This is a genomic window from Rhizobium centroccidentale (assembly GCF_030182565.1).
Lineage (GTDB): Bacteria > Pseudomonadota > Alphaproteobacteria > Rhizobiales > Rhizobiaceae > Rhizobium.
In genome coordinates this window covers 338,700-362,039 of sequence record NZ_JAQJCG010000002.1, presented here as the reverse complement: position 1 = coordinate 362,039, position 23,340 = coordinate 338,700, and the positions used below count along the sequence as shown (strand labels likewise).

The following is a 23,340-nucleotide window of genomic DNA, read 5'->3' as shown; positions in this document are numbered from 1 at the left end:
GCTCTCATCTTGGCGACGCCCTGTCGCATCGACCATGCCCGCCGGAAATAGGCCAGGAAAACAGCTTGGCAATGGGTCGATCTATGCGCGTCCGCTCCGCAGTATCAGGATGAAGGCGACGCCTCCGGCAAGCCCGGTGACCACGCCGATCGGCATGTCCTCTGGAGCCATGACCAGGCGCGCGATGATATCAGCCCAGATCAAGGTCAATGCGCCGAAAGCGGCGCTCAGCGGCACCACACGCACATTATCCCCACCCACGATCAGCCGCACGAAATGCGGCACCATCAACCCGACGAAACCGATTGCGCCTGAAAAGGCGACCATCACGCCGGTCAGCAGCGCCGTGATGACGAAGAGCAACAGGCGAAACTGCGCGACGGCAATGCCAAGTGTAACGGCCGTTTCATCGCCCATCGCAAGTGCATTGAGCTCCCTCGTCTTCGGGAGAAGCAAGACGAGGCAGAGCAGCAGGATGCCGGCGGGATAGATAAGATGCTGCCATTGTGCCAGTCCTAGCCCGCCCAGCATCCAGAAGACAACGGTGTTGGCGGCTCTCGGATCGCCCAGAAAGATCAGGAGGTTGCCAAGTGCCGTGAACACGAAGGCAACCGCCACGCCCGACAGGACGAGCCGATCGGCCGATTGCGAGCGCGTCAGCCGCGTCGTCAGCCCGACGGCCGCGGTTGCGAGTAAGGCGCCGGCAAAAGCGAACAACGGCACCGTCAACAGGCCGAGGATCAGCCCGGTATGCAACAGCGCCAGAATAGCGCCGAATGCCGCCCCGGAGGAGACGCCGAGGAGATGCGGGTCCGCCAATGGATTTCGCGTCAGCGCCTGCAGGACGGCGCCGGTGATGGCAAGCCCCGCCCCGACGAGCGCCGCCAGAACAACGCGCGGGAAACGGACGTCCCAGACAATGCTTTCCTGCCCGCTGGACCAGATAACCGGAAAGGCACCCGCATGCAGTCTGTTGCCGATGATCGACCAGACAGTGGAGAACGGAATGGATGTCGAACCGAGCGACACACCGGTGGTGATCGACAGGATAAAGCCGATCGCGAGCAAGGGGATGAGAATAGAGAGGTTGAGGCGCATGTTTAAATCTTGAGGAAGAGATCCGCCCCGTGATGAACTGGACGGATCGACATTGCAGACGATTACATGGCGCTCGGGTGAAAGGCCTTGGCAAGCGTGGCAATGGCCTCGATGTTGCGCGGCCCCGGCGTCGCCTGCACATAGGGCAGAACCACGAAGCGGTCATTCTTTACGGCATCGATATTCTTGACAGCCGGATTGCCCTTGAGGAAGGCGATCTTCTGGGCGGCAGTCACCTGGCCGTAATCGACGATGACGATCACTTCCGGGTTCTTCTCGATGACCGGCTCCCAGGACACCTCCGTCCAGCTCTTCTGGACGTCGTCCATCACGTTGACGCCGCCGGCAGCCTCGATCAATGCGGTTGGAATGCCGTAGCGCCCCGATGTGAACGGCTTCTCCTCACCGGAGTCATAGACGAAGACGCTGGTCGGCTTGTCGACATGACCGATCCTCGCCTGGATCTCGGCAAGCTGCTTGCGATAACCGGCGACGAGCGCTTCCGCCCTGTCCTCGACACGGAAGATCCTGCCGAGATTGAGGAGGTCAACGAACATGTCGTCCATGGTCGGCTTGTTCTTCTGCATGACGAAGATGCAGGATTCGGTCAGCTCATAAACCTTGATGCCAAAGGGGGCGAGCGTTTCCGGAGTTACCTCGCCGCCGACCTTCATGCCGTAGTTCCATCCGGCAAAAAAGAAATCCGCGTTGGCACCGAGCAGCACCTCCTTGCTCGGATATTTCGGCGACAGCTCCGGCAGTTCCTTCACGCCGCCACGCAGCTTCTCATCCAGCGTCTTCCAGCCGGAAATGCCGGTATAGCCGACCATGCGGTCCTGCAGCTTCAGCGCCAGCATCATCTCGGTCAGGTTGACATCGTTGGAAACGGCCCGCTCCGGCGCTTTGTCGAAGGTTACATCGCGATTGCAGCTGCGCACGGTGACGGGCTTGGCGAATGTCGTTCCCCCAAACAGGCTTCCGATAAGCAAGGCCGCGGCAGGTAGGGATATGCGAGAAAACATGAATAACTCCAATGATCGTATTATCGAAGGGAAAAGGAAAATCGTTGCGGGCCGCCGTCGGTGTGATGCAGCCGCGTGCCGACCCTGAAAGCGCTCGAGACGTGCTCCACAGTCAGGACTTCGGCAGGTTCGCCGTGGCCCGTGAGCCGCCCGCAATCCATGACGGCGATCTGCGTCGCAAAATCAGCGGCGAGATTGATATCGTGCAGTGTGGTGATGATCGTCGGGCCGAGTCCCTTGAGTAGCTCAAGAATCTCGAGCTGGTGTCGGATATCGAGGTGATTGGTCGGCTCGTCGAGGATGATGAGCTCCGGCTCCTGCGCCAAGGCACGGGCGATCAGCGCCCGTTGCTTCTCGCCGCCGGACAGCGACGCGAATTGCCGCGGTGCCAAAGCTTCCAACTCCAGCCGCGCAAGGGCTGCGGCGGTGACGTCGTGATCGCGATCACTCCAGCGCGCCATGCCCTTGCGATGCGGAATACGCCCCATCAACACCACATCCCGCACACTGAAAGGAAAATCGCCTGGCGTCTCCTGCGGCACGACGGCGATCCGCTGCGCCACCTCCCGCGGACCGATGGACCATAGATCCACGCCGTCGAGATGCACCCTGCCCCGCTGCGGCTTGAGGCAGCGATAGAGGCAGCGTAGCAAGGTCGACTTACCGGCTCCGTTCGGACCGATGATTGCAAGCCGGGCGCCAGCCTCGACGGACAGCGTAATACCGCTAATGATCGGCATTCCCTTCTGGGCACCCCAGCTGATGCCGTCTGCTTCCAGTCGTGCGCTTCGTTCGGACATGACCCGGCTCCTATTGCAACACGACCAGCTGGCGTTCGGCTGAAACGATGGCGGCGGGAATGCGCGCAAGGGTCTTGCCTGCCAGCGCTCGCGGGCGTTCGCTTTCGCGGCTCAGCCCATCGGGGCGATCCCGATAAAGCTTCGCGAAGGAGATGAGGGCACCTATATCTTTCGCATCCTCTATGTCACCGAAGAGGTACGTCGCCTTTGCCTTGGCCTGGAAAGCGACCGTGCACGGCCGTTCGCAACCCGCCATGCAGACACTGCCTTCCAGGCAGAAATCATCCGCAAGTGCAGCGCCAGCCTGGGAGATCGCCATCTGCAAATGCTTCAGGAGCTCGAGGCCCGGCCGGCATGGTTTGCCGACATAACGGCAGTTGGTGCACACGGTGATCCGGTGCGTCGCCTCTTTTGTATTATCCATGAGATGCCTCCCGGAGATTTCGCCGGAGGCACAGTCAAGATAGGGCCAGCGGACGCAGCGGCGCCCTCGCCCAACCACTGATTTTCCATCGGAACACCCCGTCCGTTGCGGTTGATATCGTCGATGGCAGGTCTCCTGGCTCGCGGGTCACAACTCGTTCGCGCCTTCCCGGCTTAACGCCAGTGGCATATTGCGAACGCGCTCTCCGCTTACAGTTGCGGGGGCAGCCACGGTCTTGGCCCCTGATGGGTAATCCGCACCGTGTTCCCTTTTCAGCCGCTATCAGGATCGATCCGAAAGCAGCACCATCGGCGGTATTCATGTCACAGAAAGCGGATGCGGGCAACGGCGATGTCATATGCACTTTCATTTGTCCTGGAGCTTCGGCTTAAGCGACAACAATCTGTTACGTTATTACATAACAGATAGCAAGCCACTATCTCCGCTCGCGGCTGAAACTGCGATATGCACATGCGAAGGCACCGCAAACACGATCCAAAATGGAAGAAGCCGCAGAGCTGTCAGACCGCCTTGCATTGAGGATGGAAACGCTCCGCGACACTCTCTGCCGCCGCATAGGCCTGCGTCACGATCTCAGGCACCAGATCGATGTCGGGGAGACTTCCAAGTCCCAAGGGACCAATCGCAAAAAGCCCCTCCGTCGTGCGCCCGTTGACCTCGAGCGAGCCTGTCGCCTCCACGGCGAGACCGAGGCCAAGCTCGTCAGGCACCGCAAGGCCGGCATCGATGAGGCTACGCAGCAAGGGTGCGTTCAGGTCGGGCGCCTGGCACCGACAGTCGATTACGTCGTCGGCGTAGAGCTGCTCGGTCTCCTGCCGGCCAGCCGGCTTCAAAACCAGCCCGGTCGGCGTGCGGCGGATAAAATGACCGCGCCGCAGCAGTGTATTACCCTCGGCAAGCTCCTGATTGAGGCGCACATGCAGCGCTTCGGGCAGCCGATTGCGATGGCTGTCATAAAGCGCCCGCAAATGGCGATTGAACTGCTGCTTCTGCCCTGCCGGCAGGGATCGCCAAAGCGAGCGCGCATGCTTGCGCAAGCCGTTCATGACGGATTGCCAGCTCTGGCCGTTCGCCTCCGCCTCGCCGCAAGCCTTGCGGACGAAGCGGACGATCTCGCTGAGCTTGCCGGGCATCTCGTCGGCAGGGAAAACCGGATCGGCATTATTGCGCGTGTGGCTCTGCGGCAGAAAGCCTCGCCGCGAAACGATAGTGATCTGCCCCGTATAGCCGCTCTCACGCATCTGCAGCAGCCGATCGACAACGCGCAGGCCGCTTCCGAGCAGGATCGTATGCGGTCGCGACACGAGACGGCGCGCGCGCACCGTGGTCGGCACGGTCACGAGATCGCTGGCCTGGAATTCGTGATCGCTAATGCCATAGCCTGTCGCCAGCACCACCATGTCGAAAGGCGCATTGGCGGCGCCATCGCTTTCCACTGCGAAACGGCCGCCACGAACGCGCCGAAGCCCGAAGACCGTCTCACTGCTGACCTGCACCGCCACATCCCGCCGTGACGAGAAGGCTTCCGAAAAGCGCTGATAGACGTAGTCGCTGAAAATGCTCTTCGGCACGAAGATCTGCAAAAAACCGGGTATGGCGGCGGGCACGGCGCTGCGGAAAGGCGCATTGCCGCAAAGCCATTGATTGAAATCGTCGGGATCGCCGGCGGAAACGGAAAGATCGCGAACACGGCTGTTGAGAATTTCGCTGCTATGTCCGGAGGCGAGCGCCTGACCGCCGCTGACGCTGGAATTGGGATCGAAAAGCTGCAGATGGAAGGGAAAGCGCACCGTCTTCATCAGGGCGATCGCCATCATCATGCCGGAAAAACCGCGCCCAATCACGGCAATGCGCGGCATCGCATAAGGCTGCGCCGTCGCGTTCGTCCTGGCGGAAAAGAATCCCTGAACCGTCATATCAACTCCTGGGGCAAGAGGTGGTCGATCATGCCTTTCTTGGGCTTGCTCACTTCACAGGTCCGGAAACACAGACGCCGATATCCGGAACTCGGCAACCTTGGAACCGCGGCCGACAGAACGCACGAAAGCCGCTTCCGTTCTCAATACGCGTCGCGCTTCTTCAATCAGGACCCTTCCAAAATGAAAGATGCGACAGGCAGGTCCAACTCCGATCCAACACCAGATGCCTGCAATCGGCCGCCATATGATTACTTCGTCAAAAGCCATCGGGCAGCAGAATTATTGCTATTGTCTACTTATTTAGTCGTATATGAAAGCGCGAAAACGCGCTGCTAGCAAGTGCTTTCTTGTCCGGTCGGAATAGGGTCGACCAAGCTGCGGCACGGAAAACGGCCGACGGCCGGACACTCCCTTCGTATCCTGCACTCACGTCGACGGGCAAAAAAGGAAAGCAATTCCAAGCTCTAAGATCAGCTTATGAAGCAGCTTTCGCTATTCGTTGGCCGCAGGAAAGAGGGCTCGCAACCTCTATCCTCAACGTATTATATCGGGCCGCGCGCTTACAATTTTCGTGGTCGACGCCTATCGTGTCCGAGGGCGCGATATGAATGCACCAGGAAAATCCGTTGTACACTCCATCTATCGAAATTAAGATCGCAGCGATTTGCTGCGCCTGAGAAACCGACTTGGCGCTGGCCGAGGAGTGGTGAATGGGGACTGTTTCGCAGTTGCACGAACGCGTCAGACCGCCTGCCCATCGCATCCAAAGCGAAGAGGAAGCGCTCGACATCGCGCGTTCGCTCGCGGCCGCCTTCGCTCAGCATGCAAGCGATCGGGATATCAACCGCATTCTGCCCTATGACGAGCTCGAGGCCCTATCGCAGTCAGGCCTGCTCGGGATTTCCGTTCCGTCGGAACATGGCGGCATCGATATTTCGAACAGCGTTCTCGCCGAGGTCGTTGCCACCCTCGCCGAGGCCGATCCTTCCATAGCACAGATACTGCAAACGCATTTTCATGTGCTGGAAGCGGTGAGAATTGCGGGCGGCGAGGACCAGCGGGCATCCCTTTTCGAGCGTGCCATTACCGGCGATCGTTTCGGCGGCATCTTTTCCGAATCCGGTGCAAGCGGCACCGACCAGCACCCCTTGCATCTGACCGCGGACGGGCTCGGATTCCGCGTCAACGGACGGAGCCGGCCTTCCGCCAGCATTCTGTTTTCGGACTGGATCGCGCTATTCGCGGCGGACAAACGCAAAGGGCTGATAGCCGCTGTCGTGTCCAGAAATACGGAGGGCATCCAGATCATCGACGACTGGGATGGCTTTGGTCAGCGCACTTCCGGAAACGGCACGACCATATTGCATAATGTCTATCTCAATGGCGACGCCCTTCTCCTGCATCGGGAAAAGCTGGCGGAGCCCACAGTGATCGATAGCGTGAACCAGCTCACGCGCGCCGGCATCAATCTCGGCATTGCCCGTTCCGCGCTGACGGCGACGATGGAATTCGTGCGGACGCGCTCGCACTCAGGGGAAGGCAACGGGGATGAGCGATCCGTCAACGATCCGCTGATCGTGACAAGGATCGGCGAAATTGCCATCCGCATCGAAGCGGCGACGGCGATGGTGGAGCGCGCCGGCGGCAAGATCGATGCCGCGCAGATCAATCTCACCGAAGATCATGTTATCGACGCCGCGCTCTCCGTTGCGGCGGCCCAGACGATTACGGCCGATATGGCGATGGAAGCAGCCGACGCGCTGTTCGAGCTTGCGGGCACGGAGTCTGCGCGCATCGGACTGAACCTCGACCGCCACTGGCGTAACGCCCGCATTCACACCCTGCATGAACCGGCCCGCCGGAAATACCACATCGTCGGCAACTACCATCTCAACGGCGTAAAGCCATCGAAGACCTCATTACCTTAATGGGCGCAGGAGAATCGACAAGGTCAGCCGATGTGTGAAGCCCGGCGGTCTTCCCGTTCCGGCAGATCAGCGTCAGCGCCGCCGGCAACAAATTGCTCGAGCGACATGTTGTCGAGAATCTCGGCAATCGCGTCCCGCACCTCAGTCATCGAGCGCCGAACCTGACAGCGCTCCGGATCGGAACAGTCATCGCAGGCTTCATAGGCCGTGCGGCTGGCGCAGCGGATAGGTGCCAACGGACCGTCCAGGGTGCGGATAATATGGCCGATGCGGATTTCCGATGCAGGACGTGACAGCGAATAACCACCGCCCGGACCTTTCTTCGAACGCAACACGCCGGCGTTTCGCAATTCGAGGAGAATGGTATCCAGAAACTTCTTCGGGATATTGTTGCGTAACGCGATATCGTTGATGAACGCGGTTTCACCCGGACCAAGGCGTGCGAGATCCACCAGCGCCTTCAGTCCGTACTTTCCTTTTTTCGTAAGCATCGCCGTCCGCTTTACTGCAAAGTCAATTGTTGAAAACCCGGCATAGCTCGAAAGAGACTCAACGGGCAGATCCTGTCAGCATGGGACTGCGGAAGTAACCCCGCAATCTCGTGGGAACAAGATAGTAACTCACAAATTGTATAGTTTATATGAGTAAATTTAGGCAAATGTATCGTCTAAGCAACGATTTTGCGGCTTTTCTTGGATTTTAGGCGGCGCTGCTATCCAAATATGTCTTGCCTTGCCCACGCCTGTAATCGGCGATCGCGCCGGCCACCTGGTCGGCCACCAGAACGGCATGCTCGATCACCTCGGGCAATCCCATCAATTCGCCGAAGGTTCCGCGCGCAAGCGGTCCGGAGATGAACAAGGAAGGAACCAGCGTACCATCGCCGGCAAGCGCCCGTGATTGCGTATCGCAGAAAAACCCCAGTCGCGCTGGATCCATTGCGAGATAACCGGCCTTAGATAGCTCATCGATCCAGCCTTGCGATTGCAGGATCCCGCGGTGCCCTGGTCCGGTGGTGACCACGACCGCATCGAATTGCCTTTCAACGGACAGCTCTGAGCGGCTGAGTCGCAGAGTGCAGTCGACGATGCCATCGGCGACGCCGACAGCCGCGACCGAAGCCGCCAGTATTTCCAGCCGGCCGCTTGCAAGCGCTCCTTCGCTGGCAGCCTCCACCTGCGGTGCGACGCGAAACCGATGCACATCCCAGAATGGCCTCAAATGCCGGACGAGACGCCGCCGCTCCGCAATCGGCAGCGCATGCCAGACATGCCCGCCTTGCGCCCTCACCTGATCGATGACGGCATGCCAGCTGCGGCCCTCGGCCTGCGCCTTGCGGATGGCGGTTCGCACACCGCGCAACAACTCGACTGCCGTCTTCGACGGCTGCGTGGCGAAATCGCCGAAAGGCTCCTGCTTGACCGCCGCATGGCCGCGCGAGCGCAGACCGCGTCGGGATATGGCGGTAACCGGCCCCTTATGACCCCTGAGCTCAAGCGAGGCTATGACATCGGCCGAGGTCAAGCCATTGCCGACGACCAGAACGCGATCCTCGGCGCGAATGGCCGCAAGCGCATCCGGTCGTGTCGGATCGGGAATGAAGCGCGGGTGATCGGCAAGCGCATCCTGCAGCACTGGTGGCGGCAAGGGGGACGGATGGCTGGTGGCGATGACAAGAATATCGGCATCCACACGCTGTCCATCAGTACCGGTGACCGTCCAGCGGTCGCCCCTCCTCTGAATGCGTTCGACACTTTGCCTGATATGGAGGAGCCGCCCATTCTCAAGAAAAGGGCGGATCATGCTATTGATATAGTTGCCGAAAACGGAGCGCCGCGGAAAAAAACTGCCATTGAGGGCGACCGCCGCATCATCATTGGCAAGCGCGTCATTCTCCAGCAACCAGCGCTGAAAATGTTCGACGTCGTCGGGCAGCAGGCTCATTTTTGCCGCCGGCACATTGATGCGGTGGGCAGGATCTTGCGTGTCGTAGGCAAGCCCTGCCCCTAGACGCTCCCTCGGCTCGAATATAAAGAGCTGACCGGCCTGCACCGGCTGTTTCTGTAGCAAATGGAAAGCAACCGCCGTCCCGGAAACGCCGCCGCCGACTATGACGATAACAGGCAGATCAGGCGCCTTATGCTCCAGGTCAATGGTCAATAGCCAACTTCCTCCAGATCGATCGCCACACGAATTCTACATCCGTCGGCAACAGCAATTATCATTGAGATAGAAATATACTCTATAAAATTTGTTGACAACACGATTGCAGCGCGTGCCCGCCCCCTCTGCAACCAACAGAGTCAATACAGTGCTGATATGCCTTTGCAAACAAACGATTATTTGTGCCTCGCACAACATTGTTTTTGCATCGCAAGATGTAAAAAGCTTGGCATACACCCGTTGGAGGAACATACTAGTAGTTGTTCTGGTTCATGTTCTCTGTGGGAGGAGAAACATCATGGAACTACTTCGTCTGCTCACCGCGTTCGACTATACCTTGGTGCTGATTCTAGCCGCCATCTTTGTGTTCAGCGTTATGGAAGGCGGGCATAAGAAACACTGATTGCGCGCCGTTGAAGGTGACGGTCATTGCCGTCTGACAAACATGTCGGGCGTTATTTGGGCGCGGTTCAATCATCGAGTAATTCCGCCAGCCCGGCTTATCCGAGCGCAGGCACGAATGCCGCTTACAGCAACAGCCTAATCTGGTGATGCAGATTGGTTACCGCGCGATCAGCGCCGGGCCGGATATTCCGCCAAATCAGAGATTGTAGATCGCGCAAGATCCGCGATAGCATCCGAACCCGCTCCTTCTGTTTCAGGAATGAACCTGCTCGGTTATACTTACAAAAATTAAACGCAAATTGCAGCACATGATTGTCTAATCCGATGTATTTATTCATCGTTCCGATGAAAATAATTCACAAGCTTCGCGCAAACAATTCATGGAATATTTCCAGCATCAATAAAGCACGAAGAAAACAGGATATACTTATGGGATACGACTGGGACGGCATCAAGACGCGCCGCATGCGAAGACTGAAATATGGGCTTTCCCTATTTCTTTTCACGATGTCGATATCTGCGCCAACCGCGTTTCTCCTGCATCTGCGCTGAAGCCATTGGCATACCGGCCGCTTCGTGGCCGTTTCAAAACTTCTCCAACTGCGAAAGACGTCGTTCAACCTGACGGGAACCAAAGCAAGCTTCCGTTCGTTCCTGGAGGAACTTACTCGCAATCAAGGAGGGCACCATGGCCGACGTCGCGCTGGACAAGGATATCAACGCTCAGCTCAACGAGCTCCGCAGCCAGATCGATAAGCTCTCCACCGAATTGGCAAGGCGCATCGACAGCGCCGCGGATCGTGCCGACGAGGCCCTTTCTTCGACAAGGGGAAAAGTTGCGACTATAGCCGACCATGCTCGTTCCGAGGGCCGAAACGTGGTGCAGGTGGCAAAGGAAAATCCGACAGCCACGAGCTCGGTCCTGATCGTGACGGCGCTACTCGGGCTGTTTACCGGTCTTCTGCTAGGCAGGCTCTCCGACTGACCGACAATCGGGCAGCCGAAAACCCTTGACACGTCACAAATTATCTAACGTTTTCAAGGAATTTTTGGTGAGTGATGTATGGCTCGAACCTACGACCCGCTGATTAAGAGTAATCAAAATTTTTCGGAAGAGACTGCATTCCAAGGATACCGGTTTCCAATGGTGCCGCTAACTCACCCTGGAAACCACGTGAACATAACAAGAATTGGAAACCGGCATTGGTGTCATTTTTGTGCGCCCAGCGGCGCCCGGTGAGATCGATCGCATTCACGATGCGCCCTTCGCATTGTTCGGCCGGCGTGAAGCAGACAGAGACCTTCGCCGTTACAGATTGTTCCGCAAGTGTGGGTGACGTGACCAAGAAAATGAGGATCAAAACAGCCAGAAGTCTCATGATCCCACATGATGAAACGCCGTCACATAGGCGCCGAGGCTCGTACCTCTCCCCTCAATGACAATTTGAGTGCCGGGCGCGAGCGTTAGCCTTAAGTCATCCGAAACTCGGCATAGACTCTTAAAAAAAAGCGGTAGCCCCTGGAGGTCCACCGGTGAACGGCAGCCCCGATGGTCCTTTCCATTAGCTTCCGCCACCTTGTAAATGAGCTCAACGTGATGACCGGCAACTGCAGCCGCAACCATGGGGCCACTGACAAGAATCGACACGCTTCCCAGAAAATAGCCGAAAAACGGCGCTATCAATACAGCAGCGATCTTCCTCACTTCTCCTTCAACGGCATGCAAACCTTTGACTACGGCGACGACGGACAACAATGCCGTGACAAGGCCTACCACCATGCGAATGGAGCTCGTCGCGTCCGCCCAATACGTGGATGGCAAGTAGCCGTACCCAAACGTTGTTGAAAAGACGGACAAGAATGCGAGGAAAAGCAAAGCGAGGAACAAGGTCGCCGCGACCCGGCCAGCCCAGCGGACTGTTTTCACTTTCATTGCTTCACACATTTTGATCGGCTCGCCTGGATTTTCTCAAGCTATCTTTCTCATACCCTCAGTTGCATTAGCAAGGCCTCTACCTCGCCAGTTCTCTCAGGCTTGACTCTTCTTAAAATGAGAACATTTATAGAACATGAAGGAAGACGCAGATGAGCACCACCAAAAAATTCATCGTCCTGCCGTACCTAAAAAACCGTGGAAATCTTGTTCCGGGCGAGATGCGTCAGGCTTCGAATGAAGTGAGTGCGGAGAAAATCGCTGCGGTTACGGGAAGGAAGTCGCGCCGCGCAGTTGGCGCGGGATGCGATGAGGCTCATGGAAAGCCGCTGGAGCAAGATCGAGCCCGCTGCATTCCGGAATAGCACGGAACTTGAATTGGAAGCCGTCGCCAATCTGCTGGAAACCGGACGGCCGAAAACCCTCGAGACGTTTCGAATTATCTAACGTTTTCAAGGAGTTTTTGGTGGGTGATGTAGGGCTCGAACCTACGACCCGCTGATTAAGAGTCAGCTGCTCTACCAACTGAGCTAATCACCCGTACCGCTTGCTGGCGGCGTGACCGGGCATATAAATAGGATCGGTTTGATTGTCCAGCGGCCAGACGAATTTTCTTTGTTTTTTTGTCAAAAAAATTTCAGAGGGAGCCGAAAACTCAATAAAATCAAAGCTCAAGAATTCCTGACGCAACGCGCACCGCCTGGCCGCCGATGCGAGCATTGGCGATCAGGCCACCATTGATATCGAGGTGAAGATGAATCAGCGACGGCCGTCCCATCTCGATGCCCTGCTCTATGACAACAGGATGATGCCCATCCGGCAAAGCATCGAACTGATTGATCGCACCGGACAGCGCCGCCACCGCGGCTCCCGTCGCCGGATCCTCGACTATACCCATTCCCACAGGGAACATGCGCGCGTGGAATTTGGCAACGTGATTGACGCCACCACGACAATAAATGAAAGCCGAGGCAAGCGCGCCATCGACGAAAGGCACCGTCTTTTCCCAGAGCTGCAAATCGAATTCCAGCCTTTCCGCCGCGCCAACATCATGCACCGGCACCAGAAGGAACGGCACACCGGCACTCCAGATGGAAGGAACATGGTTTTCGAAGCCGATCTCGGTGATTTTCAGGCTGAGCGCATTGGCTATATCGGCTCTGTCGAGCGGCAGAAGGATCTCCTGCGACTTTTTCGGCAGATCGAATTCCGCAAAGCTCGCCTTGTTCTGTCTCAGCTTGATGGCGCAGCGCACCGGCCCGACGCGCTCGTCGAGAACGGAAACGAGATCGAGATCTCCGCCATGATTGGCATGGGCCTTCTCCGCCAAGGCGATCGCTGTGCCGACGGTCGGATGCCCGGCAAAAGGTAGTTCGCGACCGGGCGTGAATATCCGCAGGTTCGCCGTATGGGCAGGATTTTGCGGCGGCAGCACGAATACGGTCTCGGAAAGGTTCATCTCCCTGGCGATCGCCTGCATCGCTTCGTCGCTCAACCCCTCGGCATCGAAGATGATCGCGAGTGGATTGCCCGCCAGTTTGCTGTCGGTGAACACATCATAGACACTGTAGCTGCGTGCCAATCTGACCTCCATCCGTATTTCCAGATTTGATTATTCATACCGGCAAGCGACCCTAGCGCAAGCCCAAGCTATTGGCCGCCGCCAAAGAACCAGGCGAGAATGGGACGCATCGCAATGTTATAGGGATGCGCCGTTGGGTCGGCCGATCGAATAGCGACCACGCCATCGACCTCGTCCTCTTCGGAAACGAGCATATGCGCCTCGATCCGCCGAAGCATATCCTCGGCCGTCCATGGAAAACGGAAGACGCGAAGAAGCGTCACCGAACGCCTTATATGCATTGCGTGATATCCGGATACCGGAGCGGCATCACGTAGATCGAGACCAGTCTCCTCCAACACCTCACGCCGCATATTGCCTTCGACATCGGCGTGCCCGTCGACGATATCGCTCTCATCCATCGATCCGGAGGCGCAATAGACCTGACCGGGATTTGCGGTATGGGAGGCCATGCGTATCGCGATGATCGCTCCGTCCGACGATACGATGACGGGAAAGGCAAAAAGGTGAAAAGCTCCTGGCTGCCGCTGCTTTCGCCACAGGAGAAATGTCGAGAAGGGTGTTACATAGGCCTCCCCCTTCACTGCACCGCCTGTAAGCGACAGCCTGTGCTGAAAGATCATGCGACCGTCATAGAGTGATGGATTGGCGGCAATTTCCCTTGCCCAGTTCTCCCGCGCTGCCTCCTGCTCACGCAGGTGAAACGGATGTTCGCCCGGAAACACGGCAAGGTCGATGCTGGAGATAGGGAACACGGTGCTTTCCGGCGGCCAGGCGGCCACGTCGTTCTGTTCTGAAAGGGTCATATCAAATCCAATGTCATGACGACGGGGCAATGGTCGGAGGCTTTCGGCCTGTCCCAGCCGACGCGTGGATAGCGCTCTACCTCCTGCCCCGGTGGGAAAATAGTGCGGAAGGGCTGGCCCGAGCGGACGACATCGGGCACGCGCGTCGCATTGGCGCGAGCCAGCGCCGGAGAGAGCCAGATATAGTCGAGCTGGCAAAGCCGCTGCTCCTGCGGTCCGCGGGCGTGGTAAAGTGTCCAGCGGTCAAGCTCGTCGCGCCGCCGCATGACGTTTTCGGCGAAACCGTCATGGCTGAAGACATCGAGTGCGCTCCCTTTCTCCTCGCTGCGCGGTTCGAAGCGATAGCCGGTGCGGCGTGTGCCGATGACATCGATCCATTCCTGATAGTCGTTCATGTCGCCGCAGATGGCGAAATTCTTCGTTGCTGTGTGGCCGGCGCCGAAACGATCTTCGATGATGCGGCGAACCGCCATGGTCTCGGCCCGGCGTATCGCCATGGTCGCATGACGTCCATCCACCCCTTCACGTGCCGGTCCCATCGATTTCAGATGGATGACATAGAGCGAGAACGGCACACCGCCAATATGGAGACGCAGTTCCAGACAATCGCGCTTGAAGATCTTGTCCTCCGAATGAAGGCCGAGCTCCGCCAGCTCGTCGTTGAAAAGGCCGAAATTGCCGTAGGTCACCATGGCGTGACTCTTGATATCATTGAGAACGATCGGCTGACCGTCGCGTGTTTCCTCGCGCATCATCACGGCGACATCGATGCCGCGGCTGTCATTGCCTTCGATCAGAAATTTCTGCCGATAGCCGTTGCCGACCATGCGGTAGAGATAACCATATTCGAAAGCCTGCAGCGCCGCCATGTTGTCGACCTCCTGCAGACAGATGATATCGGCATCGGCATCCGCGATCGCGAGCGCCGTCATCTGCCTGGTGTCGTCAGTCGCCGCAATCACACGCGCCGCTTCCAACTGCTGATAGATCTCTTCATTACGAACATCGAAGAGCTGCAACACGCGATCCTGGCGCAACTGATTGCGAAAACCAGTGTAATCAAAACGGGTCAGAAGGTTTTCGACGTTGAAAGTCGCAAGGCGCAGGGACATGAAGCATTCCAATTTAAGAAGAATGTGAGCCGGCTTATTATAGTCGCATCATCCGGCTTTGGCTGTTACCGTCGATTTGAACTTGCCCATCAGATACGGGCCGGAAAGAACGGGAGCATATTTCGGCTCCTCGCCTTCCTTCAGGCACGACGGCAGGCAGGCGATTTCGGCAAACCAGTTCGGCTGATGGAAGAAGGCCAGAGACTGGCGGCGCTGCATGCCGCCCTCCTCCGGCGGCGGATTGACGACACGATGCACGGTGGAAACCCAGCGATCATTGGTCCAGAGCGCCATCAGGTCGCCGATATTGATGACGAAAGCGCCCTCCACCGGCGGCACCGGCGTCCAGTTGCCATCGGGAGCGATGATCTCAAGGCCCTTTGAGCCAGGCTGCGGCAGGAGAATCGTCAGGCTGCCGTAATCGGTATGCGCGCCGGCGCGAAGCTGGCCCGGCTGCGGCGGCACGTGCTGTTCGGGATAATTCAACGCCCTTAGCGCACTGATCGGCGCATCCACATAGGCATTGAAGAAATGCCCGTCGAGGCCAAGCGCCGTTGCGAAGACGCGCATGATACGCGCTGCCAAATCTTCCATCGCCCGATAATAAGCCTTCCATGCGTCCGCGAATCCTTCAGGCCCCTCCGGCCAGATGGTCGCGGCATAACAGAAGCCGAGTGCTTCAGTATCTGTCATGCCTGAGGGTACGGAAAGCGGGCCGCCATTGAAGCTTTCCTTCAGATCCGGCGGCGTGTCCACGTTGCGCGATTTTGCAAGCGCCTCTGTGCCCGGTCCGAGATAGCCGTAGGGATAGCCGGGATAGAGCGTTTTCGCCTTCTGCTTCACCTCAGACGGCAGATCGAAAAAAGTCTGCGTCTTCTTCCAGACCTCGGCGATCACGGCATCCGCGACGCCGTGGTTGGCAATCGCCAGGAAGCCGGTCGAGCGGCATATCCGGTCCACCTCCGCGCCCAGCCGCTTTTTCTCGTCATGATCGGCTGCTTCGAAGGCGCCGAGATCGAAAATCGGAAAGCTATGATCGGACATGCGCGACTCCCCTTCGTGACATCGAGCAAATCAAGCATAGGAGGCGGCAGGGAACAACCATCTTGTCCCCTACCGATCAAAGCCGCCAGGCTGAGCGAATGGCAACTCGATAGTCGTCGCCCGCGGCGACAGGCTCGCGGCTATAGGCACGCAGCATCTGCCCATCCGGCATCGACAGCCTCAGTGCATAGCGCTCACCCTCATAAAGGACGGAATCGACACGGCAGGAAATGCCCTCGCCGGCGGCAATCACATCCTCCGGTCGCACGAGGATATCCGCGCTTGTCGAGCCGCCCGTTCGATTCTCCCACAGGCCTCGGAAGAGCGACCAGTCGATGCGGCGCAGACCGCCATCGGGAAAAGCGAGCGACAGAATGGCGCCCTGCCCGACCAAGCCGCCGACCATCTTCCCTTCAGGGCGCGCATAGATCTCCGCCGGCGGCGCCACCTGCAGCAGCCGCCCTTCGGACATGACGGCAACATCGGTCGCAAGCGCCATCGCTTCGCTCTGGTCGTGCGTGACATAGACCATGGTGGCGCCGGAGCGCTGGTGGAATTCGCGAAAGGTCTCCTCCATCTCCTTCTTCAGATGACGGTCGAGGTTAGCCAGCGGCTCGTCCAGCAGCACGACATCGGGCGATGTCACCAGGCAGCGGGCAAGCGCCACGCGCTGCCGTTGGCCACCGGAGAGATCGGCGGGCCTGCGTTCCGCATAGTCGCCAAGACGCACCGTCGCCAAGGCCTCGCGCACCTTCTCGCGGTAGCCCTCGCCGGAGATGCCGCGTACCTTCAGCGGATAACCGACATTGTCAGCGACGTTCATATGCGGCCAGAGCGCATAGGATTGGAACACCATCGCCATGTTGCGCCGCTCCGGCGGCAGCATATTCACTGCGTCCGCAAGCAGCCGTTCGCCGAGGTGGATGGAGCCATCGGTCGGTTGCTCGAAACCGGCTATCATTCGAAGCACGGTCGTCTTGCCGCAGCCCGAGGGACCAAGCAGCGCCAGGAAGCCGCCTTCACGGACATCGAGCGATAACGCATTGACCGCGGCGCGTCCGTCCGTGCCGAAATCCTTGCTGACATGATTGAGGATCAGTTTCGCCAAGGCACCACTCCCTTCGGCAGGCGCTTAGCCATGATTTCCAGAAGCACCATCATGACGACCACCATGGCGATGACGATGACCGACATGGCCGAGGCAAGATCGGCGCTGCCGCCGTCGTCGAGATTGTAGATAACGACGCCGAGCGTCTGCGTGCCGGCCGACCAGAGCAGCGCCGAAACGGTTAGCTCGTTGCAGGCGATGAGGAAGACAAGGATCACCGATGCGCTCGCCGCCGGCGCGATCAGCGGCACGATGATATCGATCAAGCGGCGGAAAAAGCCGGCTCCGGAAAGTCGCGCCGCCTCCTCCAGTGCCGGATCAAGCTGCAGGAAGGCGCTCATGACCGGCTTCAGGCTGACCGCGAAATAGGCGGAGAAATAGGCAAGCAGAATGATCCAGATCGTCCCGTAAAGCGTGACGTTGAGGATTGGCAGCGGTGCTGCGAACACCAGAATGAAACAGACGGCGATGATGATGCCCGGAAGCGAGTAAGGGATCTCGATCATGCCGCCGACGATGCGGCTCAGCATGTCCTTGCGCCGCGTCAGCGCATAGGCCACGAGCACTGTCACCAGCAGGAGACCGAGCGCCGTCATGCCGGCAAGAAACAGCGAATTGGAAAAAGCGGTGCGGGTTATGCTCTGCCGAAACAGGATTTCCGTAAAGGCGTTGAGCGACGCCGTCTTGAAGGTGAGCGGCACGCCGTAAGCCGGCACCAGCGCGCCTGCGACCAGCGCCAGAAAGGGAGCAACGAGCATGACGAAGAGGATGGCATAGAGCGCCGGCAACGCCAGAAAGCGCCAGCGGCCGAGCGAAAAGGCAGCCGTCGCGCCGGAAATACCGATGACGCGGTAATCACGCCCCTTCAAGGCCCTGCCCTGCACGGCAAGACCGGCAACGGCAATGACGGCAATCATCATTGAGAGTACGGCGATATCGCCGAATGTCCTCGGCCCGAAATTGGAGAACTTCGTGAAGATCACGGTTGAAAGCGTATAGATTGAGGCGGGAATGCCAAGGATCGCCGGAATGCCGAAATTGCCGATGGACGAGACGAAGGCAATCGCGGCTCCGGCAATGACACCGGGCAGAGACAAGGGCAGGATGATATCGCGGAAGACGCGCAGGCCGGACGCGCCGGAAAGCCTCGCGGCCTCGACACCATCGCGCGGAAGCGCCAACAGGCCGGCGCGCAGGGCGAGATAGACAAGCGGTGCATGTTGAACGCCGTAGAGCAGCGCGATGCCGCCAACCGAATACAGCGGCTGCGGCGAGCCGAGCGGCGGCGCGATATGCAACGCTTTCAGCAAGGGGCTCGACGGTCCGGACATCTGCACCCAGGCGAGTGCCGTCACCTGCGGCGGGATCATCATGGGCAATACGAAGAGGAAGCCGAGCAGCCCCCTGCCCGACAGATCCGTCAACGTCAGCAGGAATGCGAAGAGACAACCAAGCAAGACAGAAACAATGGTGCCGAGCACGGCCGTCTCGATCGTGTACCAGGCCGAGCGCCAGAGGGAGGGATCGGTGATGAGCTCATAGACACCACCCCTGAGCAGCGCCTCGATGCCGGCAAACGCCAGCCGCGCCAGCGGCAAAACGCTGAGCAAGAGCACGACGGCAACAACAAAAGGAAACAGCCAGGCCGGCTGGCTGTTTCCTCGACGCACATATCGATACATTCCAAATCCGGGTTGGATTACTTCGACTTGAAGTAGGTGGAGAAGGTCTTGAGGTCCTGATCCGTGTTCTTGAGAGCATCGGCGGCATTCAACGGCAAAACCTTGATGCTGTCACGTGCCGGGAAGCCTTCCGGCAGCGGCGTGCCGTTGCGGGCCGGAATGTAGCCGAGCTTCAGGAAGCCTTCCTGGCCCTTTTCGGAAAGAACATAATCGACGAACTTCTTGGCGGCATCGGCATGCTGCGTGCCGGCAAGGATGCCGACGGGCTCGGTCACGGCCGAAACGCCTTCCTTCGGAAAGACGAATTCCAGCGGAGCACCCTTGGCCTTTTCGCGGATCGGCATGTAGTCGACGATCATACCATAGGCCTTCTCGCCAGACGCGACCGACTTCAGCACGGCGCCGTTGCCACCCGAGGCGATCGCGCCATTGTCGGCGAGGTTCTTGTAATAATCCCAGCCGAGACTGCCGACGCCGGCGAGCGTCTGCGCGTGGATGAGAGCGGCGCCCGAAGCCAGCGGGCTCGGCATGGCGACGAGACCCTTGGCTTCCGGCTTGACCAGATCCTGCCAACTTGTCGGCTTCATCGCGGCAGCCGTGTTGTAGACGATGCCGGTCGTGATCAGCTTGGTGGAATAATAATAGCCGCCGGCGTCATAGAGCGACGGATCGTAGTTTGCGGCTTCCGGCGACTTGTAGGCGAGCAGCTTGCCGGCTTCCTTCAAGCGCTCCAGCGTCACCGTATCGGCGATCAGCAGGACATCGGCCACCGGAGCGCCAGCCTGCATTTCAGCCTGCAGCTTGGCAATGATCTGCGGCGTGCCATCACGAACCCAGTCGACCTTGATACCGGGATTGGCGGCCATGAAACCATCGACGGTCGCCTGCGCATCGGCATTCGGTTGGCTGGTATAGAGGACGAGATCGGCGGCGTTGGCGCTTCCGGAGAAAAGGGCGATGGCCAACAGGCCGGCAATGGCGGAAACAAAGGTCTTCATGAAAACGTCCTCGGCTAGGTTGTACGAGGTTGTCTAGACGCAGGGTTTAACATGATTGTGACAGTTGAATTTGAATAGATTGCCGTTCGTATGATGATTGAATCTTGACCGCCGCGATCCGGCACTATTTTCTGAGGCACGTATTTCAGACGGGATCGAGGAGGACAGATCTATGGAATATCGCCTGCTTGGCCGCTCCGGCCTCAAAGTTTCCACCATCACCATGGGCACCATGACCTTCGGCGGAGTTGGATGGGCAAAAACCGTTGGCGACCTTGGCGTCAAGGAAGCCAAGAAGCTTGTCGACATGTGCGTGGATGCCGGCGTCAACCTGCTCGATACGGCCGATGTCTACTCCCAAGGTGCGTCGGAAGAAATCCTCGGCGAGATCATCGGCGGCCCGCGCAAGAACGGCGTGCTCATCGCCACCAAGGCACGCTTCCCGATGGGGCCTGGTGTCAACGATGTCGGCTCATCCCGCCAGCACCTCATTCAGGCCTGCGAAGCAAGCCTCAAGCGCATGAAGACCGATGTGATCGATCTCTATCAGCTGCATGAATGGGACGGACAGACACCGCTGGAAGAGACGATGGAAGCGCTCGACACCTTGGTTCGTCAGGGCAAGGTCCGCTATATCGGCTGCTCGAACTTTTCCGGCTGGCACATCATGAAGGCGCTGGGCGTCAGTGAGCGCGACAAGCGCGAACGCTTCGTCAGCCAGCAGATCCACTACACGCTGGAAGCCCGCGACGCGGAAAACGAGCTGGTGCCTGTTAGTATCGACCAAGGCCTCGGCATTCTCGTCTGGAGCCCGATTGCGGGCGGCCTGCTCTCAGGCAAGCATCGCCGCAATCAGGCAACGCCGGAGGGTACACGCCAGTTCGCCGGATGGACGGAACCTCCGATCCGCGATGAAAACCGCCTGTGGAATATCGTCGAGACGCTGGTGGAAATCGCGGATGGTCGCGGCGTTTCGGCAGCCCAGGTGGCACTTGCCTGGCTCATCGGCCGCAAGGGTGTGACCTCAGTCATCATCGGCGGCCGCACCAAGGCGCAGTTCAAGGACAATCTTGCCAGCGCCGAGCTGAAGCTGACGGACGAAGAACGCAAGCGGCTCGATGACGTCAGCCTGCAGCCGCTGATGTATCCCTACTGGCACCAGCGCAATACGGCCAGCGACAGGCTGAGTGAGGCTGATCTGGCTCTGATCAGCCCGCATCTGGCGAAGTGAAGAAAAACGGCGTGGCGGCTTAAGCCGCCATCGCCCCGATTTCACCCGCAATCAGCTTGCCGAGCCGCGAGATACCCTCTTCGATCATCTCGTCATTGGCGCAGGAGAAGCTGACGCGGAAAGTGTTCGCGCCCGAACCGTCGGCGAAGAAGGCCTGCCCGGGCACGAAGGCGACTTTCGCCGTTTCCAGCGACCGCGCGAGCAGCTTCGCGCCATCCATGCCCTTCGGCAAGGTGATCCAGACGAACATGCCGCCTTGCGGCTTCGTCCAGCTCGTACCGTCAGGCATGTATTTCGCAAGCGCCGCCAGCATGCAGTCGCGGCGGTGGCTATAGGTCTTGCGGACCTTGGCAACCTGCGCATCGAAACCGCGCTCGGCGACCTGATGGATCGCGATCTGGTTGATGGTCGAGGAATGCAGGTCGGCCGCCTGCTTCATCAGCACCAGCTTGCGGATGACGGGCGCATTGGCAACGATGAAGCCGACGCGAAGGCCGGGCGCCAGCGTCTTGGAGAAGCTGCCGCAATAGATCGTGCGCGTGTCGTTGATGCTGCCCTTGCGCGCGATTTCCAGCGACAGGATCGGCGCGACCGGCTCGCCGTCATAACGCAGCGACTGATAGGCGGCGTCTTCGATGACGGCGATATCGAGCTCTTCAGCGAGATCGAGCAGCTTCTCGCGGCCCGCCAGATCGACCGTCTCGCCCGTCGGGTTGGCGAAATCGGCCGAGAGATAGGCAAACTTCACCCTGCCGCCTGCCTGCGAAGCCGCGGCGCGATAGGAATCCGGCGTGCGATTGCCGTTCGGCGTCAGCTGGTCATACGTCGGCTCATAGGCGTTGAAAGCCTGCAGCGCGCCGAGATAGGTGGGCGCCGTCACCAGCGCCGTATCCTTCGGCGACAGGAAGAGCTTGCCGAGATAATCGAGCCCCTGCTGCGAACCGGAAACGATGAAGACATTTTCGAGCTCACAGGGAATGCCGAGCGCGCCCATCTGGCCGACAAGCCATTCGCGCAGCGGTTTGTAACCTTCGCTGACCGAATATTGCAGTGCTGCATTTACAGTCGAGCCGGAAAAGATGTCGGCATAGGCCTGCTTGAATTCGGCATCCGGAAACAATGCGGGATCGGGAATGCCACCGGCGAAAGAGATGATGTCAGGCCGCTCCAACAGCTTCAGCAGCTCGCGGATTTCAGAGGCGCGCATACGGCTCGAGCGCGTCGCAAAGATATTTTCCCAATTCAACATGGGGCTTCCTCGTAATTTTTGGTCTTTGCGCCACAAGATCACGCAACAAAAGATAAGTCAACAATGCTGACCTAATTTGTTTGTCACGGTGACAGACAAATCTCGAAACTGGTCAGTGCCTGCCGGTCATCGATGCTCAGACCGTGTCTGAAATGGCCTACACATTTCTCTCCTCGGGTGTTATTCTTACGTTGTATTCATCGATCGAAAGAACGTAAGAATGGCGACCGCTACCCTGTCCTCGAAATTTCAGATATCGATCCCGAAAGAAGTTCGCGACCAGCAGCATTGGAGCGCAGGCCAGGAGTTCGTCTTCATTCCGAAGGGGAAAGGCGTGCTGCTCATTCCCGTACCTGAACTTGCTGATCTCAAGGGCATGGCGAAGGGTACCAACCCCGGCAATTACCGTGACCGGAAAGACCGGTTCTGATGCGCGTCGTTGATAGCTCGGCATGGATAGAGTGGCTGACCCAAGGTCCGGCGGCAGATCGGCTTCAGAGCGAAATGCCTGCGCGTAGCGAATGTATCGTTCCCACCATCGTCCAGCTCGAACTTGCCAAATGGCTGGAACGCGAGCGCGACGAGGATGCAGTCGATTCCTTCTTCGCCTATACCGCTACCTGCATTGTCGCTCCTCTCGATACCGCTCTTGCCCGCCGTGCCGCTGAAGTTTCGGCAAAGTATAAACTCGCACTCGCCGACGCGATCATCTACGCGACCGCCGAGCTGCACGACGCTGACGTGCTGACGCTGGACGCCCATTTCAAGGATCTCGACCGCGTGGTCTATTTTCGCAAGAAACAATAGCGGCTTCG

At 58.8% G+C, this 23,340-nt stretch carries 23 protein-coding genes, 1 tRNA gene and 1 riboswitch; of the genes, 6 read left to right on the top strand and 18 right to left on the bottom strand.

From position 1 onward, the window contains the following. Positions 1 to 81: 81 nt before the first annotated feature. The 5 genes from PH562_RS03625 to PH562_RS03605 form a co-directional block, all read right to left on the bottom strand. On the bottom strand, positions 82 to 1,098 hold the full coding sequence (locus PH562_RS03625; RefSeq protein WP_285171473.1) for a FecCD family ABC transporter permease: 1,017 nt from the start codon (positions 1,096 to 1,098) through the stop codon (positions 82 to 84). Between the two features lie 62 nt (positions 1,099 to 1,160). Further along, positions 1,161 to 2,120, bottom strand: a complete 960-nt coding sequence (locus tag PH562_RS03620; RefSeq protein WP_285171472.1) for an ABC transporter substrate-binding protein — start codon at positions 2,118 to 2,120, stop codon at positions 1,161 to 1,163. 20 nt (positions 2,121 to 2,140) lie between these two features. After that, on the bottom strand, positions 2,141 to 2,920 hold the full coding sequence (locus tag PH562_RS03615) for an ABC transporter ATP-binding protein (protein WP_285171471.1): 780 nt from the start codon (positions 2,918 to 2,920) through the stop codon (positions 2,141 to 2,143). A gap of 10 nt (positions 2,921 to 2,930) precedes the next feature. After that, positions 2,931 to 3,344: a DUF1636 family protein gene (locus tag PH562_RS03610; RefSeq protein ID WP_285171469.1), complete on the bottom strand. Its 414-nt coding sequence runs from the start codon at positions 3,342 to 3,344 to the stop codon at positions 2,931 to 2,933. Between the two features lie 108 nt (positions 3,345 to 3,452). Beyond that, a riboswitch (cobalamin riboswitch) is annotated at positions 3,453 to 3,669 on the bottom strand. A gap of 196 nt (positions 3,670 to 3,865) precedes the next feature. Continuing rightward, positions 3,866 to 5,281, bottom strand: coding sequence for an FAD/NAD(P)-binding protein (locus PH562_RS03605; protein WP_113230603.1), 1,416 nt, complete (start codon positions 5,279 to 5,281; stop codon positions 3,866 to 3,868). Between the two features lie 713 nt (positions 5,282 to 5,994). On the opposite strand from PH562_RS03605, the gene PH562_RS03600 reads away from it, so the two are divergent. Next, positions 5,995 to 7,212: an SfnB family sulfur acquisition oxidoreductase gene (locus PH562_RS03600; protein ID WP_285171468.1), complete on the top strand. Its 1,218-nt coding sequence runs from the start codon at positions 5,995 to 5,997 to the stop codon at positions 7,210 to 7,212. Positions 7,213 to 7,235: 23 nt separating this feature from the next. Here PH562_RS03600 and PH562_RS03595 read toward each other — a convergent pair whose 3' ends face one another. Continuing rightward, entirely contained in the window at positions 7,236 to 7,703 is a 468-nt protein-coding gene (locus tag PH562_RS03595; protein ID WP_113230601.1) for an RrF2 family transcriptional regulator, read from the bottom strand. A 208-nt stretch (positions 7,704 to 7,911) separates the two neighbouring features. Continuing rightward, the gene (locus PH562_RS03590) at positions 7,912 to 9,372 is read right to left on the bottom strand and encodes an FAD/NAD(P)-binding protein (protein WP_285171466.1); all 1,461 of its coding nucleotides are present in this window, start codon (positions 9,370 to 9,372) and stop codon (positions 7,912 to 7,914) included. A gap of 1,096 nt (positions 9,373 to 10,468) precedes the next feature. Here PH562_RS03590 and PH562_RS03585 point away from each other — a divergent pair. Next, positions 10,469 to 10,765: a hypothetical protein gene (locus tag PH562_RS03585; protein ID WP_285171465.1), complete on the top strand. Its 297-nt coding sequence runs from the start codon at positions 10,469 to 10,471 to the stop codon at positions 10,763 to 10,765. Between the two features lie 103 nt (positions 10,766 to 10,868). Here PH562_RS03585 and PH562_RS03580 read toward each other — a convergent pair whose 3' ends face one another. Further along, positions 10,869 to 11,159, bottom strand: a complete 291-nt coding sequence (locus PH562_RS03580) for a hypothetical protein (protein ID WP_285171464.1) — start codon at positions 11,157 to 11,159, stop codon at positions 10,869 to 10,871. Next, positions 11,156 to 11,725, bottom strand: coding sequence for a hypothetical protein (locus PH562_RS03575; protein ID WP_285171462.1), 570 nt, complete (start codon positions 11,723 to 11,725; stop codon positions 11,156 to 11,158). Before PH562_RS03575 ends, PH562_RS03580 begins: the two co-directional genes overlap by 4 nt. Positions 11,726 to 11,865: 140 nt before the next feature. Between PH562_RS03575 and PH562_RS03570 the strand changes: the two genes are divergently transcribed. Next, positions 11,866 to 12,078 (top strand): hypothetical protein, encoded by a 213-nt coding sequence (locus tag PH562_RS03570; RefSeq protein ID WP_285171461.1) that lies wholly within the window; start codon positions 11,866 to 11,868, stop codon positions 12,076 to 12,078. Positions 12,079 to 12,177: 99 nt separating this feature from the next. On the opposite strand, the gene PH562_RS03565 is transcribed toward PH562_RS03570, so the two are convergent. The 8 genes from PH562_RS03565 to PH562_RS03530 all read right to left on the bottom strand — a co-directional run bounded on the left by PH562_RS03565 (position 12,178) and on the right by PH562_RS03530 (position 20,045). Then, positions 12,178 to 12,253: transfer RNA gene (locus PH562_RS03565), tRNA-Lys, on the bottom strand. Positions 12,254 to 12,377: 124 nt separating this feature from the next. Further along, on the bottom strand, positions 12,378 to 13,295 hold the full coding sequence (locus PH562_RS03560; RefSeq protein WP_285171554.1) for a PhzF family phenazine biosynthesis protein: 918 nt from the start codon (positions 13,293 to 13,295) through the stop codon (positions 12,378 to 12,380). Positions 13,296 to 13,363: 68 nt separating this feature from the next. Further along, positions 13,364 to 14,101, bottom strand: coding sequence for an NUDIX hydrolase (locus tag PH562_RS03555; protein WP_285171459.1), 738 nt, complete (start codon positions 14,099 to 14,101; stop codon positions 13,364 to 13,366). After that, positions 14,098 to 15,213, bottom strand: coding sequence for an endonuclease/exonuclease/phosphatase family protein (locus PH562_RS03550; RefSeq protein WP_285171458.1), 1,116 nt, complete (start codon positions 15,211 to 15,213; stop codon positions 14,098 to 14,100). The genes PH562_RS03555 and PH562_RS03550 overlap by 4 nt, the downstream gene beginning before the upstream one ends. Positions 15,214 to 15,261: 48 nt before the next feature. Further along, positions 15,262 to 16,257, bottom strand: a complete 996-nt coding sequence (locus PH562_RS03545) for an isopenicillin N synthase family dioxygenase (protein ID WP_113230594.1) — start codon at positions 16,255 to 16,257, stop codon at positions 15,262 to 15,264. Positions 16,258 to 16,333: 76 nt separating this feature from the next. Further along, a complete protein-coding gene (locus PH562_RS03540) occupies positions 16,334 to 17,365 on the bottom strand; it encodes an ABC transporter ATP-binding protein (protein ID WP_113230593.1) in 1,032 nt (343 codons plus the stop codon). Then, positions 17,353 to 19,047 carry an ABC transporter permease gene (locus PH562_RS03535; protein WP_285171457.1) on the bottom strand — a complete coding sequence of 565 codons (1,695 nt, stop codon included), beginning with the start codon at positions 19,045 to 19,047 and terminating at the stop codon, positions 17,353 to 17,355. The genes PH562_RS03540 and PH562_RS03535 overlap by 13 nt, the downstream gene beginning before the upstream one ends. A gap of 17 nt (positions 19,048 to 19,064) precedes the next feature. After that, positions 19,065 to 20,045 (bottom strand): ABC transporter substrate-binding protein, encoded by a 981-nt coding sequence (locus PH562_RS03530; protein ID WP_285171455.1) that lies wholly within the window; start codon positions 20,043 to 20,045, stop codon positions 19,065 to 19,067. Positions 20,046 to 20,217: 172 nt separating this feature from the next. On the opposite strand from PH562_RS03530, the gene PH562_RS03525 reads away from it, so the two are divergent. Continuing rightward, complete coding sequence (locus tag PH562_RS03525; protein ID WP_285171454.1) at positions 20,218 to 21,276, top strand: aldo/keto reductase; 1,059 nt, start codon at positions 20,218 to 20,220, stop codon at positions 21,274 to 21,276. A 19-nt stretch (positions 21,277 to 21,295) separates the two neighbouring features. Here PH562_RS03525 and PH562_RS03520 read toward each other — a convergent pair whose 3' ends face one another. Then, positions 21,296 to 22,525 (bottom strand): aminotransferase-like domain-containing protein, encoded by a 1,230-nt coding sequence (locus PH562_RS03520; RefSeq protein WP_285171453.1) that lies wholly within the window; start codon positions 22,523 to 22,525, stop codon positions 21,296 to 21,298. Positions 22,526 to 22,745: 220 nt separating this feature from the next. Here PH562_RS03520 and PH562_RS03515 point away from each other — a divergent pair, with 220 nt between their 5' ends. Together PH562_RS03515 and PH562_RS03510 are read left to right on the top strand one after the other, a co-directional pair. After that, complete coding sequence (locus PH562_RS03515) at positions 22,746 to 22,955, top strand: AbrB/MazE/SpoVT family DNA-binding domain-containing protein (protein WP_285171452.1); 210 nt, start codon at positions 22,746 to 22,748, stop codon at positions 22,953 to 22,955. Further along, positions 22,955 to 23,332 carry a type II toxin-antitoxin system VapC family toxin gene (locus PH562_RS03510; RefSeq protein WP_285171451.1) on the top strand — a complete coding sequence of 126 codons (378 nt, stop codon included), beginning with the start codon at positions 22,955 to 22,957 and terminating at the stop codon, positions 23,330 to 23,332. Before PH562_RS03515 ends, PH562_RS03510 begins: the two co-directional genes overlap by 1 nt. The last annotated feature ends 8 nt before the right edge of the window (positions 23,333 to 23,340 follow it).